The 15,178-nt window shown below is 72.7% G+C and carries 15 protein-coding genes and 2 pseudogenes; 14 read left to right on the forward strand and 3 right to left on the reverse strand.

From position 1 onward, the window contains the following. Window positions 1-119 precede the first annotated feature (119 nt). Window positions 120-1,103: a chlorophyllase gene (locus ACIBEC_RS40855; protein ID WP_360503712.1), complete on the reverse strand. Its 984-nt coding sequence runs from the start codon at window positions 1,101-1,103 to the stop codon at window positions 120-122. 193 nt (window positions 1,104-1,296) lie between these two features. Between ACIBEC_RS40855 and ACIBEC_RS40860 the strand changes: the two genes are divergently transcribed. From ACIBEC_RS40860 to ACIBEC_RS40885, 6 genes are all read left to right on the forward strand, one after another. Beyond that, a complete protein-coding gene (locus tag ACIBEC_RS40860; RefSeq protein WP_360503709.1) occupies window positions 1,297-1,890 on the forward strand; it encodes a TetR/AcrR family transcriptional regulator in 594 nt (197 codons plus the stop codon). 156 nt (window positions 1,891-2,046) lie between these two features. After that, a complete protein-coding gene (locus tag ACIBEC_RS40865) occupies window positions 2,047-2,709 on the forward strand; it encodes a DNA-binding protein (RefSeq protein ID WP_360503706.1) in 663 nt (220 codons plus the stop codon). Window positions 2,710-2,716: 7 nt separating this feature from the next. Beyond that, on the forward strand, window positions 2,717-5,083 hold the full coding sequence (locus tag ACIBEC_RS40870; RefSeq protein WP_360503703.1) for a hypothetical protein: 2,367 nt from the start codon (window positions 2,717-2,719) through the stop codon (window positions 5,081-5,083). Then, window positions 5,080-5,778, forward strand: coding sequence for a helix-turn-helix domain containing protein (locus tag ACIBEC_RS40875; protein ID WP_360503700.1), 699 nt, complete (start codon window positions 5,080-5,082; stop codon window positions 5,776-5,778). The genes ACIBEC_RS40870 and ACIBEC_RS40875 overlap by 4 nt, the downstream gene beginning before the upstream one ends. After that, a complete protein-coding gene (locus tag ACIBEC_RS40880; RefSeq protein ID WP_360503697.1) occupies window positions 5,775-6,047 on the forward strand; it encodes a hypothetical protein in 273 nt (90 codons plus the stop codon). Before ACIBEC_RS40875 ends, ACIBEC_RS40880 begins: the two co-directional genes overlap by 4 nt. Before the next feature lie 103 nt (window positions 6,048-6,150). After that, the gene (locus ACIBEC_RS40885; protein ID WP_360503694.1) at window positions 6,151-8,616 is read left to right on the forward strand and encodes a Helicase associated domain protein; all 2,466 of its coding nucleotides are present in this window, start codon (window positions 6,151-6,153) and stop codon (window positions 8,614-8,616) included. Here ACIBEC_RS40885 and ACIBEC_RS40890 read toward each other — a convergent pair. Further along, window positions 8,586-9,071, reverse strand: a complete 486-nt coding sequence (locus ACIBEC_RS40890; RefSeq protein WP_396290230.1) for a phospholipase A2 — start codon at window positions 9,069-9,071, stop codon at window positions 8,586-8,588. The genes ACIBEC_RS40885 and ACIBEC_RS40890 overlap by 31 nt on opposite strands. Here ACIBEC_RS40890 and ACIBEC_RS40895 point away from each other — a divergent pair. Beyond that, a complete protein-coding gene (locus tag ACIBEC_RS40895) occupies window positions 8,979-9,200 on the forward strand; it encodes a hypothetical protein (protein WP_396290232.1) in 222 nt (73 codons plus the stop codon). The genes ACIBEC_RS40890 and ACIBEC_RS40895 overlap by 93 nt on opposite strands. A 43-nt stretch (window positions 9,201-9,243) precedes the next feature. Further along, window positions 9,244-9,624 (forward strand): annotated as a pseudogene (locus tag ACIBEC_RS40900) (SAM-dependent methyltransferase); the annotation flags it as partial. A 60-nt stretch (window positions 9,625-9,684) separates the two neighbouring features. Here the strand turns inward: ACIBEC_RS40900 and ACIBEC_RS40905 are convergent. Continuing rightward, window positions 9,685-10,146: a hypothetical protein gene (locus ACIBEC_RS40905; RefSeq protein WP_360503819.1), complete on the reverse strand. Its 462-nt coding sequence runs from the start codon at window positions 10,144-10,146 to the stop codon at window positions 9,685-9,687. Window positions 10,147-10,426: 280 nt separating this feature from the next. Here ACIBEC_RS40905 and ACIBEC_RS40910 point away from each other — a divergent pair, with 280 nt between their 5' ends. The 6 genes and pseudogenes from ACIBEC_RS40910 (at window position 10,427) to ACIBEC_RS40935 (ending at window position 15,168) form a co-directional block, all read left to right on the forward strand. Beyond that, window positions 10,427-10,588, forward strand: a complete 162-nt coding sequence (locus ACIBEC_RS40910; protein WP_167346444.1) for a hypothetical protein — start codon at window positions 10,427-10,429, stop codon at window positions 10,586-10,588. A gap of 81 nt (window positions 10,589-10,669) precedes the next feature. Beyond that, a pseudogene (locus ACIBEC_RS40915) lies at window positions 10,670-10,942 on the forward strand (GNAT family N-acetyltransferase); the annotation flags it as partial. Between the two features lie 403 nt (window positions 10,943-11,345). Continuing rightward, entirely contained in the window at window positions 11,346-11,885 is a 540-nt protein-coding gene (locus ACIBEC_RS40920; RefSeq protein ID WP_360503688.1) for an NUDIX hydrolase, read from the forward strand. 307 nt (window positions 11,886-12,192) lie between these two features. Further along, window positions 12,193-12,603 carry a phytanoyl-CoA dioxygenase family protein gene (locus ACIBEC_RS40925; RefSeq protein WP_396290220.1) on the forward strand — a complete coding sequence of 137 codons (411 nt, stop codon included), beginning with the start codon at window positions 12,193-12,195 and terminating at the stop codon, window positions 12,601-12,603. A 448-nt stretch (window positions 12,604-13,051) separates the two neighbouring features. Beyond that, a complete protein-coding gene (locus tag ACIBEC_RS40930; protein WP_360503682.1) occupies window positions 13,052-14,572 on the forward strand; it encodes an MFS transporter in 1,521 nt (506 codons plus the stop codon). After that, window positions 14,569-15,168 carry a helix-turn-helix domain-containing protein gene (locus tag ACIBEC_RS40935; RefSeq protein ID WP_360503679.1) on the forward strand — a complete coding sequence of 200 codons (600 nt, stop codon included), beginning with the start codon at window positions 14,569-14,571 and terminating at the stop codon, window positions 15,166-15,168. Before ACIBEC_RS40930 ends, ACIBEC_RS40935 begins: the two co-directional genes overlap by 4 nt. Window positions 15,169-15,178: the final 10 nt, after the last annotated feature.

Genomic DNA, 15,178 nt, shown 5'->3' on the forward strand with positions numbered 1-15,178 from the left:
TGTGTTCCTCCATGACGGATTGGACGGGTTGGACGGGTCGCACGGATTGGATGGATTGGGCGGGTCGAACGGATCCCACGGATTGGACGGGTCGGGCGGCGATGCGTGGCGCCGGCGGGCTACTTGGACTCGACCCGTCCGAGCGGGTCGGGTCCGGCTGCGAGCAGCTCACGCGCCGTGCGCCAGGCGGGATCCCCGGGGTAGAGCGTGCTGCGGAGGTAGGCCCAGGTGAGCCGCCGGACCGCGGCTACCCGCTCGGGGTTCTCGTCGGTGGTCTCGGCGACGTCGTATCCGGAGATCCCGCCGAGGCCGTGCTCCGCGCCGAACAGCGTGAGCAGGGATTTGGGGCCGGGGGAGAGGACGTACGGGTCGGTGTGCCAGGCCGGGCCGCGAACCGTGAGGTGGGCGGAGAGGTCGCGGTCGCCGGCGACGACGAGTGCGGGGGTCGTCATCCGGGAGAAGTCGGTGGTCAGGAAGAACGGGTAGTTCTCGGCGGTGGACCGGGTGAGGGCGTCGCCACCTCTGCCCGGTGCGGCGAGCAGCACGCCCGCCGTGATCCGGGGCTCGGCCAGGTCCACCTCGGTGCCGTGGTCGGGGTCGGTGAGCCGGGCGCCCAGCAGCAGGCTCGCGGTGTGCCCGCCCATCGAGTGCCCGGCCACGGCTACCTTGCTCGGGTCCAGGCGTCCGAGGAGCTGCGGGACGGCGGTCTCGATCGCGTCGAGGCGGTCGAGGATGCGCGTCATGTCCTCGGCCCGCGACCGCCAGTACAGCGGTGCGCCGGGGGTGTCGGGGTCCAGGCGCAGCGTCCTCGAGCTGAGATGGGTGGGCTGGATGACGACGAAGCCGTGCGCCGCCCAGTAGTCGGCGAGTGGGGCGTAGCCGTTCAGTGAGGAGAGGTTGTTCGAGGGCCCCTGGCCGTGCGAGAGGAGGATGACCGGCAGGTCGCCTCCGGTCATGGGGGCGGTGACTCGCAGGTGCAGGTCCACGGCGCGGCCGGGAGCCGGCAGGACCACCGGGTGGACGGAGAGGACGGGGGAGGGCTCGCTGACGGTGTCGGCGGCGTGAGTCGGTGCAGGTGTCTGTGCAGTCGTCGCTGCACGCATCGGTGCGGTCATGAGGTGCCTTTCCCTTCCCGCGGCTCTGCTGCCGGTCTCGCTCGGCTGGCGGCTGGCGGCTGGCGGCGGGTGCGGCGGACGGGAGGGTCCCGCTCCGGCTAAGCTCAAAGCGGAACCTTGTTCCAGTTACGATACGGAACAATGTTCCGCTTAGTCAACCATCGTCCGGACGGAGAACGTGGTGTCCACCGCAGACCGGTCCGCGCAGGCGCCGACCCGAAGCAAGCGGGCCGACGCGCTGCGCAACCAGCAGGCGCTCCTCACTGCCGCCGCCGAGGTGTTCGCCACCTCCGGCATCGACGCGCCGATCCGCGCGATCGCGGCCAGGGCCGGCGTCGGTGTCGGGACCATCTACCGTCACTTCCCGGCCCGGGCCGACCTCGTCGTCGCCGTCTACCGCCACCAGGTCGAGGCCTGTGCCGAGGCCGGCCCGACCCTGCTGGCCGACACCGACTCCCCCCTCACGGCGCTGCGCCGGTGGGTCGACCTCTTCGTCGACTTCCTGGTCACCAAGCACGGGCTCGCCAACACCCTGGAATCGGACAGCGGCTTCGACGCGCTGCACTCCTACTTCCTCGACCGCCTGGTGCCCGTCTGCGCGCAGCTGCTCGATGCCGCGGTCGACGCCGGCGAGATCACACCCGGCACGCACGCCTACGAACTGATGCGCGGCATCGGCAACCTCTGCATCGGACGCGACAGCGACCCCCGCTACGACCCCCGCCGACTGATCGAACTGCTCCTCCAGGGACTGCAGCGACCACCGTCACCCTGACGCCGACGGCCCTGGACGGCCTGGACGCCCTCGACGCCCTGGACGGCTCTCGACGGCTCTCGACGGACCCTTCGGCGTATGCGAGGGGCCTAGCGGAGGGGAGCCGCCGTTTGGGATAGTGTTTGAAGCTAGCTGTAGACGCGTGGAGGTCTGGGTGTGTTCGTGACGACCGGGCAGGCCGGGTCGGCGCTCGGGTGCTCGATCCCGACGGTGAAGAAGCTGATGGCCACCGGCGTGGTGCCCGGGGTGCGCGAGACGGGTCGGCAGGTGTTCCCGTTGACCGCACTGCAGGCGTTGCAGGCCCGGCCGGTCGCCGACCTGAGCGTGCTCGGTGCGGCGGAGGTGGCGGTGCTGCGCTCGGACGCCCTCCGGCGAGTGGACGGGCCTGGCCGGGAGTGGGTCGGCTTCGGGACGGTGCTCGACGAGGAGCAGTTGCTGGCCTCGCTGTCCGGCTGGTGGCGGTGCGATCCGGCCCGGGTCGCGGCCGGCGGGGTGCTGCCGGTGACGGTGACCGGGTTCGTCGTGGCGGTGCTGACCGGCCTGACGGAGTGGGAGTCCGACGGCGCCGCCGGCACCGCAGCCCGCTTCCGGTTCCCGAAGGCCCGGCTGGCCGGCCGTCTGACCGACCTCACCGCACCGGCCAACGCCGCCACTCCCGCCGACCCGCAGGACGCCCGCCTGGCCGACCTGCTGCTCGGCACCCGCCTGCCGTCGGTGTCCGGCGGCCCGATTGCCTACGTCCCTACGGTCGGCGCGGCCGCTGCGGCGGCCGCGGCCGTCGACGTGGCCGCTGCGGCCGTCGACGTGGAAGGGGAGTGACCCGCTGATGGACCGTAGGACGTACACCGCCGAGCTCGCCGGTCTGCGGGAGCTGCGCGCCGAGATCGCCGCCGCGGAGAAGATCGTCGCGGCCGCGCGCAAGGAGCTGGACAAGCTCACCGTCCAACGCGCGCGCCGGGTGACCGGGCTCGCGGGGTTCGAGGGCGCGAGGGCCGACGCCATCGCCAAGGCCGCCGGCCTGACGCTCGGCGACGTGGTGCGGCTCGCTCCGGTGCTGGACCCGACCCCGTCCGCCGTTCGCGCCGCCACGGCGGAGGAGCGGGTCGCCGCCGCGCCCGCGCCCGTGCCCGTTCAGGCGCCCGTACAGGCGTCGGCGCCTGTGGCAGAGGCAGAGGCAGAGGCAGAGGCAGAGGCAGAGGCAGAGTCAGAGGCGGCGCCGCAACCGGAGCCCGTAGTGGCGGTCGCGGTTGCCCCGGCGCTGACCCGCTCCGCCGCTGCCGTCACCGAGCCGGCCACCGCGGAGAACCTCGCCACAGAGAACCTTGCCCCCGAGAACCTCGTCGCCGCTTCGTCAGCCGAACCGGTGGCCTCGGTCGCTCCAGTCGCTCCGGTCGCTGCTGCGGAGCACCCGGCGGTCGCCGCCATCCCGCGCCCGGCGGCCGTCGCCGGGCCGCGTGACCTGCCCACCATCCCCGAGGGGCCGGCGGGCGCCCGCTTCGAGGCCGTGACCACCGGCCTGGTCTCCAAGCGACCCAACTTCACCCAGCAGGCCCGCGCCACGGTGTTCCTGGACGCCGCGACCGGTGATCTCGCGGTGCGCGACCGCGTCGTGCGCCTCGCGCTCGGTGCCCGGACGCCCGGCGAGATCCTGGACGCCGTCCTCTCCGCCGCCCCGGGCACCGAACGCGTCTACATCACCGCCGGCGCCCCCTGGCACGACGGCGCCGAGCGTTACAGCACGCTCAAGGACGCCGTCGCCGCCTGGCTGAACACCCCCTGCGAGCGGTGGACCACCGCCGTCGGCGCGGGCCGCGACAAGCTCGCCGGGCACTTCGTCCACCAGCGCCAGCCCGTCGGCCGCTACGCCCCCGCCGCCGCCCCCGACGGCGAGAGCACCGAGATCCGCTCGGTGGGGGAGTGGTTCGACCCGGACGGCGCCGACGTGGTGACGGTGCGCGAGGCGTTCAAGCTGCTGTGGCAGGCGCTGCGCCGGCACTGGGACGACGTCGTCCTGATGGGCTCGCCGTCGCAGACCGGACGGGACCTGTGGTCGCGCACCGTCCCGGTCAAGGGCCGGTTCGCCGGCGGCTACCCGGTGCTGTCCGAGGAACTGCGCGGCCTGCTGCACGCGACCGGCGGCCAGGGCCGCACCGAGCTGGTCCTGCCCCCGCGCGTCCCGGCCGAGCTGCCCGCCCTGGTGGAGTACGACCGCACCTTCGCCTACGCCAAGCACCTGTGGAAGTCCCCGGTCGGCACCCCGCAGCGGATCACCGCGCGGGCCTTCGCCGCCATGACGGAAGCCGAGCAGACCAAGGCCCTGATGTCCTGCTCCCACTGGAACGTCCGCGTCACCGTTCCCGCCGGGTGGGAGCACGTCGGCCTGCTCCCGGCACCCGTCACCGGCGACCGCGCCTGGGTCTACCCGTCCGAGCCGGGCGCCACGTTCACGACCTGGGCGGGCGGCGCCGAGATCCACCTCGCCCTCGCCAACCACCTCGCGCCGTGGCGGATCGAGGTCCTCGGCGGCCTGGTGTGGGAGGACGGCAAGCCGCTCGACGAATGGGGCAAGCGCCTCAAGGCCGCCTGGGCGGACCTGACCAACCTCTCGAAGGCGCACACCGACGCCCGGCAGCGCACCGCCGCCTACCTGGCCTCGCGCGCCGTACGCGCCGTCCTGCTGTTCGGCCTCGGCGGCTTCGCGCAGCGCCCCCGCCTGGTCTCCGGCACCACACCGGTCGGCGAGACCCTGCCGGCCGGCGTGGAGATCCTCGGCCAGGACGACGCCGTGGTGACCTGGCAGCGCCAGGCCGGGTTCTCCCGCGACCCCTACGCCCACCCCGAATGGGCCGCCTATGTGTGGTCCGGAGCGCGGGCCGCCCTGCTGGACATGAAGTACCGCCAGGGCAAGGACGTCGTCGGCAGCGCCGGCGCCCTGCACGCCCGGCCCGGCACCGTCGTCTACTTCGGCACCGACGGCATCGCCCTGACCGAACGCCAACCCTGGCCCTACCGGGGCGAACCCGGCGACTACCTCCTCAAGGGCCACCTCACCGGGCCCGTCCCGCACCCCACCAGCCAGGAGCAGTACCTCGCCCTGCGCGCCCGCGGCCGCGCCGAACTCGCCTCCGAAGTCGCCGTTGAAAACGCCGCTGCCGGTGCCGCCGCGGGCGCGGACGGAAGTGAGCCGCAGTGAGCCCCGCCGACCCGAACAACCCCAACGAGGCCGCCCGCCTCACCCAGCAGCTGATCGACCAGGGCTACACCAAACGCCAGGTCGCCGCCATGCTCGGCCGCGACGCCTCGCTGGTCTCCCAGTTCTTCACCAAGGGCAAGGGCGCGGCCTTCGTCAACGCGCTGCGCCAGGTCCTCCGCGCGGTGCGCGGCGGCGAACGCGACACCGAGACCCTGACCGCGATCGCCCAGGAGAACGTGGAGCGCCGTCGCACCAAGACCGGACAGAAAGCCCGGGTCCGGGGCAAGGACGTCGTCGGCGAGGCAGGCGGATCGATGGCCGGACGCGCCGGACGCCAGGCCATCCGCTCCGGCGCCTCCCACCTCGCCCCCGTCGTCCACGAGACCGGCCGGGCCGGCGGCCGCCTCGCCTTCACCGTCCGCATGCGCGCCGACCAGTACGTCTACTCCGCCGGTTCGGAGCGGGACTCCGGAGGCCTACGCCGCGGCTTCGTCCCCCGCTCCGACGGCACCGAGGAACGCACCTACGGCTCCGCCTCCACCGGCGGCTTCGACGCCGCGGAATGGTCCCGCCGCGTCGCCGCCCACCACGGCGACGTCACCGAGGCCATGCGGACCTGGCTCGTCGAAACCGGCCGCGCCGTCGAGGACGCCGACATCCAGTACCTCGAAGTCCGCGCCTGGATCCCCGCATGACGGACCGACACCCCGACCGCCCGGCCTGGTTCACCGGCTCCGACGACTCCCTCGCGCTGCTGCGCCGCGCCGCCGGGGCTGTCGGCGTCCCCCTCGACCCGGACACCCCGCCCGGCGAGGAGGACGCCCAGCAGCTGACCGACGAACTCGGCGACATCCTCCTGACCGAGCACTGCTTCGACGCCGACCGCGACTGGGAGATCACACCGTTCGGCGACCTCGTCGAAACCCTCATCGACACCCTCAACCGCTACGCCTACCCGGACTGAACCACCCACCGGTCCGCACCCACGATCGGTCCGCAGCCATGATCGGCAGTACCGGCAGTACCGGCAGTACCGGCAGTACCGGCAGAACAGGAGACACCGCGCCGTGGACACCACGACGACCACCGCCACCGCCACCACCACCGAGACTACGGTCCCGGCGCAGGCGCCCGGTGTCGCGGCGGTGAACCCGTTGCCGTTGCACTGGTTCCAGAAGGATGCCGTCGCCGCCGCCGTGAAGGCCGTGAAGACGGGCGGCCGGGCGACGGTGGTGGCGGCGACCGGCTCCGGCAAGACGCTGATCGCCGCCGGGTGCGCGCGCCGACTGGCGCCCCGGGGACGGGTGTTGGTGCTGGTGCCGACGATCGAGCTGCTGGAGCAGACGGCCGAGGCGTGGTCGCTGCGGGGCGGTCGCAGGGGCCTGGCGGTGGCGGCCTGCTCGCGGGAGGAGGCGCTGGAGAGCGCGGAGGCCGGCGGCCGGGTCAGGGCGGAGGTGTCGACGCAGGCCGCGCGGATCGCGGACCTGGTCGCCTCGGTGCTGCCGGGGGAGGCGGTCACCGTGTACGCGACCTACGCCTCGCTGGAGCGCATCGTCCAGGCCCACCAGCAGTTCGGCCTCCCGGCCTGGGACCTGGTCGTGGTCGACGAGGCCCACCGTACGGCCGGCTCCGAGGGCAAGGCGTGGGCGGCCGTCCACGACGACGACCAGGTCCCCGCCGTGCGGCGGCTTTACTGCACCGCGACCCCCAGGATCGCGGACGACCGGACGGCGACGGCGGGCCTGGACGACCTCACCGGCGACACCGACACCGACACCAACGCAGACGCCGACGCCGACGCCCAGGCCCAGGCCCTGCCCGCGCTGTGCTCGATGGACGACGAGCGGATCTACGGCCCCACCGTCTACACCTGGACCCTCGGCCAGGGCATCGAGCACGGCTACCTCGCCGACTACCGCGTCCTGGTGCCCGTCGTCACCGACGAGGACCTGCGGGACCTCCTCAACCTCCCCGCCATCGCCGACCTGCGCTCCCAGCGCTCCAACGAGGAACTGCTGCGCCTGGCCCTGCAGATCGCCGTGCTGCGCGCGGTCGCCGACCTCCAGCTACGGCGCGTGATCACCTTCCACTCGCGGGTGGCGGCGGCGCGGGAGTTCGCCGCCGGCCTGCCGGAGGCGGCCGGGTTGCTCACGGACGAGGACCGTCCGGAGCGGATCTGGGCGAAGGCGGTGGCAGGCACCGACCGGCTGCGCGAACGCCGGGCCGCGTTCGCCGAGTTCAGGGCCCACACCGGCGAGCGGCCCGGCGAGGAGGGCGAGGAGTGCGGCATCCTCGCGAACTCCCGACTGCTGTCCGAGGGCATTGACATTGCCGCGGTCGACGCGGTCTGTTTCGCCGACCCCAAGTCGTCGGTGATCGACATCGTGCAGGCGGTGGGCCGGGCGCTGCGCCAGTCCTACCGGCAGGGCAAGGTCAGCTGGGTCGTCATCCCGGTCTACCTGCCGACCCCGGAGGTCGGTGACGACACCGCCGACGCCGACCCCGCCGAGGTCCGCGAGGCCGGGGAGGCAGTGAAGGCCGAGGCCGACAGCGAGATCGAAGCCTCGTCGTTCCGGACGATCTGGCGCGTCCTGCGCGCCCTGGCGGCGCACGACGCCCGGGTGGTAGGCCGCATCACCGAGCTGCGCGCCCACCGCGCCCAGCCCCAGCACGCCACCACGGCGGAGGCCACCACGACGGAGACCCCGGAGAACGCGGCCACCCGGGCCGGCGAGGGGGAGCAGCGCCCCACCGCGCCGCAGTCACCGATCGACTGGTTGCGGATCGACGCCCGACACCACGCCGGCGCGATCCTGCAAGCCGTGAAGCTACGGGTGTTCAACCCGCGGGCCACCGAGTGGCAGCGCATGCACGCGGTCGCGGCCGTGTTCCACCTGGAGCACGGCCACCTCGACCCCACCGACCGGACGACGCACGCCGAGCTGGTCTCCTGGCTCGCCCGTCAGCGCCACCTGAACGGCCAGGGCCTGCTCGACCCCGCCCGCGTCTCCGAACTGGAGGCGCTCGGCATGATCTGGTCGAAGAACGCCAACGCGTGGGAGCGCGGCCACGCCTACGCGAGGGCCTATCAGCGGCAGCACGGCCATCTGGCGATCCCGGCGACCGCGAAGCTGGACGACTACGCGGTGGGCGCGTGGATGCGCCGCCAGCGCAGGGCGGAGAACCTGACCGAGGAGCAGGCCGCCAAGCTCGACGCGCTGGACGAGCTGTGGCGCCTGGAACCGGACTGGAACCGCTCCTACCGCCGCCTGCTCGCCTACCTCACCGCCGGCGGCACCCTCACCGGCCCCGTCAACCGCACCGGCGGCGAGGCCGACCCGGCGTTCCGGCCCGGCACGTGGCTGCGCAAGCAGGACAAGGCCCGCACCGAGGGCAAACTGACCGATCAGCAGACCGCCCTGCTGGACGCCCTTCAACCGCGCCGCGCCGCCGGCCCGGTGTTCCGGGTCGGCGGCGCGGCGCGCCGGGGACGGCCGGCGGGTCAGCCGCGGGAGAGGACGACCGCCGAGTAGTACGAGCCGGCGATCCGGTGGCACGCCTCGCGCTCGGCGGTGGTGTGAACGCGCGGCCGGCTCGGGGTCTCGCAGGCCTCGGTCAGGTCCTGGAGGAAGACGCCGTCGACACGGGCCTTGGGGGAGGGGCCGGTCAGGCTGTTGCGGAAGCCATCTTCTCCGTACAGGTCCTTGGAGTTGTGGTACCCGAAGTCGTGGCGGATGCAGGCGAGACTGAAGTCGAAGCCGTCGATCCTGTCCGGTGCGGGGGAGTTGCAGACGTTGGTGTCCCAGTTGAACCCGTAGCGGTCGGGCTTGTGGAGCTTGTGAGCCCAGTACTCGCCGGGGCGGGGCGCACCCAGCGGCTGGGGGACCTGTGCCGGGTGGTCGGCGCGAGCGCCTACCTGTGCGGCACCGGCGGGAGACGGTACATCGAGCCGAACCGGTTCACCGACGTCGGAATCGGGGTGCGGCAGTTCACCGTCCCGGCCACGGGAGTGTGGGCAGGAGCGCGGTCGCTCAGTGCGGTGCACGCCCTGCTGCTCCACGGGCCGCACCTCGTTGGGGAGACCATCCGCGAGAGCGCCATGTGGGCCGATGGATGACACCCGAACTCCTGTGCCCGGGCAGGCCGGGCGCAAGGATGATCTGGGGAACGCTCAACACGCCGCGCCGGACCTGTGGCATCACTACGGCCGCGCTCGCAACGACACCGACCGGTCCGTCCCCGGATCCTTCTCCTGGGTCTGGGCCCAGGAGGGCGGGCCGAGCGCCGAGGTGCTGGGTGACCTCGCCGGCCTGACCGTGGCCGACCTCGGCGCGGACGCCGCCCGGCACGCCGCCCACGCCCGGCACGCCGCCCACCTCGTCACCCACTCGGCGCCCGTCCGGGTCGACGCCGTAGACGCCTCCCCCGCTCAGCACGCGATGGCCTGCGACCTCTACGGCCGCCTAGCGCCGCGCCTGCGCCCGGTGCACGCCGACGTCGTCGATCACCTGGACAGACACCCGGGCGAGTACGACGTCGTCCGCGTTCGGCCGACACCCTGCTGCTCCGGGCCTGTCGGCCGGAGTGAGCGGCCTCGCGGTTCAGCGACCGCCGCTGGGGGATCCAGCGGGGGTACGCATCTCGGCAAGGGCAGAGTCCAGACGCGCGGAACCCACGGAAGGGGCGAGCTGGGCGGCTCGCCCCGCATGGTGGTCGGCTTCGGAGCGGTTGCCCTGCCGGTAGAGCACCGTGGCCAGCCGGGCCGTGGCCATGGCCCGCACGCGGACCTGGGCGGTGTCTGCCTCGGCGGCGCGGCGCAGGTCGGTAACGACCTGGGGGTCGTGGCGGCCGGTGGACGCGGACAGCAGGTAGAGGGCGAAGCCGCGGTCGCTGCCGACCTTGGCCGGGCTGATGGTCTTCGTCCAGGCTGGTCCCGAGGGGAGGTCTCCGACCCGCCCGTACGCGCGCTCGGCGGCCAGCAGGTGCCGCGCCATCTGCCGCTCGTCGCCGTCCACGGCGTGGGCCTGGGCGCGGACGGCGGCGAGCATTGCCCGCGCTGCCACAGGCAGCCGCCCAGGTGCGTGGGCGGCAAGTTCCAGTGCCTGCGTGGAGCGGCGCAGGTGGATCTCCTGACGGGCCGCGTTGCATGCACGCGACTGTACCGACCCATAGGACTCAACTGCCCAGCCGTCCACAACCTCCCGAGGCAGAACACCTAGCCCGATGACGAGGCTGGCCGCGCCGCCCACCTTCCAGGAGAGGAAGCTGCGATCTTTGCCCAGGCGGACGAGCTCAACGCCCACATCGCTCGGTTCCTCGAACACTACGGGTAGGCTCGTAGGTATGGGAATTGACTGGGAGAACATACTCGGCGCAAGCGGTAACGGCCTCGACGATGCCTACGACAGCGCGGTCTCCGCGGTCATCTACAGCGATGACCCGGTGGAGGACCGTCGGCCACTCCCAGTCGGCGAAGAGCACGACGACACAGACGGCTTGCGCTGAACTGAGGAAACGCCCCGGCAAGCCGCGGCGTTTCGCCGTCAGGTCAGGGGTCAGCCAAGAGGCGGCCGAGCTCAACTCTGCGGCTCGATCGCCGCCTTCACCGAACTCGTCATCCCCGGCAACGGCACAGGTGACGGCCAGCACTACGGCACGGGGGTGCTGCCCGAGCACCGAGGTCACGGCCTCGGCCGATGGATGAAGGCCGAGTCGATCCGACAGGCCCACAGGGACTATCCGGACCTCGGTGACCTCCTGACCGACACCGCCGACAGCAACGCGCACATGCGACGGGTCAACGACGGTCTCGGCTACACACCCACGCACACGACACACCAGTATCAGCTCGACCTTTAGCAGAGAGCGGACGGGCCGGACCGGGACATCACCCCGCCCGGCCTGTCCGTGCTTTCGATACACGCCCTAGGCGTGAGACATAGCTGGCGTCAAACGCCGAATCCCGCCCGGTCAGCCCTTCGACGTGGGACTTCACGCGGTCGGCGACCTGGCGCTGTGTCAGGCGCAGCGCGATGCGAGCGTTCCTGAACTGCGCGTTCGTCACGGCATGCCACCCCCCCAACTCTGCTGCAGGGCGAGGATCCAGCGTATCGGCCGGGCTGTGGACTGCCCACCGAAATGCCCTGCCCCGGTCACCCGATCAGGTGGTCTCCTGGAGATGCCCCACCCGGCCACCTGCCACCGTCCGACGGACGTTGCCGGACGCCCGAGCCGTGCCGGGCCGTGCCCGTACAGTCCTCGCATGACCGACACCACCGCGCCGTGGCGCGAGATCGAACGCACCACCGTGTTCAGCAAGTTCGGGCGAGCCGTCGATCAAGTCGACTTCGAGATGCCCGATGGACGGAAGGAGGAGTTCTACCTCAAGCGCGAGCGGCCCGTTGGCGCCGTGCTCGCCCTCACTCCCGACCGGCACGTCATCCTCGCCCGCCAGTACCGGCCCGGCCCCGAGCGCGTCCTGCATGAACTCCCCGGCGGCTTCATCGAGCCGGGCGAGCAGGCCGCGGTCGCCATCGCCCGTGAGCTGCTGGAAGAGACCGGCTACCAGGGCAAGATCGCCGCGGTCGGCTCCTACTGGCACGACGCCTACTCCAACGTCCGCCGCACCGTCTTCCTCGCCACCGACTGCGTCAGGGTCGCCGAACCGACCCCCGAACGCACCGAGTTCATCGACGTCGTCACCCTCCCCCTGCACGAGTTCCGCGACCGCGTGCTGCGCCTGGGAGCGATGACCGACACCGCAGCGGCCTACCTCGCCCTCGACCACCTCCAGCTCGTGTAGCCGGAGGTCAGCGGCACGGGGGCCGGGCCGACCACACCACGCCCACCCGCTACCTGGGAGGACCCCCCGTGACCGAATGGAACACCACCCCCACCACCACCACCACCGCCGTCCAGTACTACAGCAGCACCCTGCTCTGCCTGCCAGAGCGAACCGTCGCCCTGGTCCTGGCCGGCGGCCGGGGCACCCGGCTGCGCGCAGCCGCCGACCCCGAGCTGCAGTCCACGCCGAAGGTCCTGGCCCCAACGTCGTCTACGTCCTCAACCGCCACAACCAGGGGTCACCGAGCACCCCGGGCTCCCAGGAAGTGCGGCTGCACCGCGACATCCTCCAGCCCACCCGCGGCCTGCTCACCGCGCTGGTGTACCTCGAGGACGCCACCGTCGACACCGGTTGCACCTGGATCATCCCCGGCTCCCACCAAGCCCCCTGCGTCGGCGTGCCCCAGCCTGGCGGCGGCGGCACGTGGCTGGACGAGCACCCCGAACTCGCCTACCTCGGCGACCAGGCCGTCCCCGTTCCCGTCCCCGCCGGCGGCGTGCTGCTCTTCGACGCCACCGTGTTCCATACCGTCGGCCCGAACGCCTGCACGTCGACCCGTGCCGGCGTCGTCCTCGGCTACCGCAGCGCGGACGAGCTGGACGCCCATCCCGACCCCGACCGGCAGATCGTCGTCGCTGGCGAGCAGCTGTACCGGGGCAACGACCGCCCGAGCTGATCGGACACGGCTGCCAGCCCTGGCCATGGGGCTGGCAGCCGTTCGTTTACCGGATGCGCCGTGCGGGGCGCAGGGTAGCCGGTGACGAGGTGGGGCAGTCCGTCATCGCCCGGCCCGGTCTCGTCCGGCCCCAAGATGTCTTGCAGTTGGGCGAGTTGCCGTTCGATGCCGCTCAGGCTGGCGGTGTTGTCCATGGTGACCACGCCGTCGACCACCAGGCGTAGCGGGTCGGCGAGAAGGCGTGCGCGGCGTTCGGCGAGGACCTCCAGGGCGACGGCGCGGGCGGTGTCGAGGCGCTGGTAGCGCGTCGCCGCCGGTCGCCCTGCACATCCCAGGCTGCCCCACCGGTCCTTCCATTCTCATGTCATCATATGAAGACATCAACTGATGACTAAAGCGGGGAGAGTGGTGGGTCGTGTACGCGGCAGGCTTGCGACAAAAGGCGTTGGTGCCCGTTCTGGTGTTCCTCGGCATGGTGGTGGCTGTCATCAGCAGCCTCGGTGCGCCCCTGGTGCCGACGATCGCGGCCGTCGATCACGTCTCGCTCACCGACGCGCAGTGGTCTTTGACCGTCACCATGCTGGTCGGCGCGGTGGCCACCCCGGTCATGGGACGGCTGGGCGACGGGCCCCGGCGGCGGGCGGTGATGCTCACCGCCGTCGCCACCGTGCTGGTGGGCAGCGTGCTCGGCGCGCTCCCGCTCGGCTTCGGGTGTCTGGTGGTGGGCCGCGCCCTGCAAGGTGTCGGCCTCGGGCTGACGCCGCTCGCCATCGCCACCGCCCGCGACTGCCTGACCGGTGAGCGTGCCCGCTCCGCCGTGGCGATGCTCTCCATCACCACGGTGGCCGGCGTGGGCCTGGGCTATCCGCTCACCGGGCTGCTCGCCCAGTCCTTCGGCCTGCACGCCGGCTTCTGGTTCGGCGCGGTCATCAGCGCCGTCGCCCTGGCCGCCGGGGCACTGGTGCTGCCGGTGGCCGCCGCGAACCGTCGGCCCGAACCGCTGGACACGCTCGGCGCCGTCCTGCTCGGCCTGGGCCTGAGCGGCGTGCTGCTCGTCCTCAGCGAGGGCGAGAGCTGGGGCTGGACCGCGCCCGGCCTGCTCGCCCTGGCCGCCGGCGCCGTGCTGCTGCTGGCCTGGTGGGTCCGCCACGAGCTGCGCACCGCCCGCCCGCTGGTCGACCTGCGCTCGCTGCGCCACCGCGTGGTGCTGACGGCCGACGTGGCCGCGCTGGTCGCGGGCGTCGGGATGTACCTGCTGATGTCCCTGCTGACGCGGTTCGTGCAGACCCCGGGCTCCGCCGGCTACGGCTTCGGCGCCTCGGTCACCGTCGCGGGCCTGGTCCTGCTGCCGTTCTCGGTGGCCAGTGTGCTCTCCAGCAAGGTCGTCCCGGTGCTGGCCCGGCGCACCTCCCCGGCCCTGGTGCTCCCCATCGGATGCGGACTGTCGCTGCTGTCGATGCTGGTGTTCCTGGTCGCCCGCGACCGGCTCTGGGAAGCGTTCGCGGTCATGGCGATCGCCGGGCTGGGCGTCGGCTGCACCTTCGCCGTCATGCCCGGACTCATCGTCGGCGCGGTACCGGCCGACCAGACCGGCAGCGCCGTCGCCTTCAACCAGGTGCTGCGCTACGTCGGTTACTCCACCGGCAGCGCGCTCAGCGCCGCCGTGCTGCAGGCCCACACCGCGCCCGGGCACGCGCTGCCCTCCGGCGACGGCTACCGCGTTGCCGGCCTGATCGGCTGTGCGGTGTGGATCCTCGTCGCGGTGATTACCATCGTCTTGCCGCGGCGCCGTGCCGCGACGGACCCCGGCGCGACCGCCGGAGCGGGCGGAAGGCCGTCGGTGCGGTCCGCGAACGAGGAGTTGCCGGTGAACGAGTTGCCGGTGATGGACTTGCCGGTGAAGGAGTTGCTGGTGAACGAGAGCACGACCAGGGCGACCTCGGGTCGCGACAGCGGAGCGCGCGGGTGAGCCAGACCCCCGCCAGGGCGCGCCGACGGGACGCGGCCCGCAGCCGCGAGGAACTGCTGAACGCGGCCGGCGAACTCTTCGCCGAGCGCGGATTCGAGCGCACCACCACCCGCGAGATCGGCGAACGCGCCGGCGTGGACCCGGCCCTGATCGCCCGCTACTTCGGCGGCAAGACCCAGCTCTACCTTGCCCTGGTCCAAGCCGAGCACGGCGACGAAACCCCCGCCGACCTGCTCGACACACAGCGGCTCGGCGACCTGTTCGAACTCTTCGAACGCCGCACCAGCCCGATCCTGCAGATCGTCATGCAGCCCTCCGGCGACCCTTCCGTCCAGGAGGCCGCGCAGGCACACCTGGACCGGCGGCTGGTCGACCCGCTGCGCGAGCGCTTCGAGCGCGACGGCCTGGACCGCCCCGAACTGCGGGCGGAACTCGCCGCCGCGGCCTTCAGCGGGGTGATCCTCGCCCGTTCGGCCGGCACCCTCGGCCACCTCGCCGGGGCGCAGCCCACCGAGGTGCTCGACCTGCTCCACCAGTTGCTGAGCGGAGCCGGCGGACACCTTCAGCCCGCCGACGCACCCGCCGACGAACCGTAGTTCACCGACA

Source organism: Kitasatospora sp. NPDC051164, assembly GCF_044455625.1.
Taxonomy (GTDB): domain Bacteria; phylum Actinomycetota; class Actinomycetes; order Streptomycetales; family Streptomycetaceae; genus Kitasatospora.

Excerpts from the sequence above, each read along its gene's own strand:
- ACIBEC_RS40855 (WP_360503712.1), bottom strand. The coding sequence starts at position 1,103 with ATGCGTGCAGCGACGACTGCACAGACACCTGCACCGACTCACGCCGCC.
- ACIBEC_RS40870 (WP_360503703.1), top strand. The coding sequence starts at position 2,717 with ATGGACCGTAGGACGTACACCGCCGAGCTCGCCGGTCTGCGGGAGCTG.
- ACIBEC_RS40880 (WP_360503697.1), top strand. The coding sequence starts at position 5,775 with ATGACGGACCGACACCCCGACCGCCCGGCCTGGTTCACCGGCTCCGAC.
- ACIBEC_RS40910 (WP_167346444.1), top strand. The coding sequence starts at position 10,427 with ATGGGAATTGACTGGGAGAACATACTCGGCGCAAGCGGTAACGGCCTC.
- ACIBEC_RS40920 (WP_360503688.1), top strand. The coding sequence starts at position 11,346 with ATGACCGACACCACCGCGCCGTGGCGCGAGATCGAACGCACCACCGTG.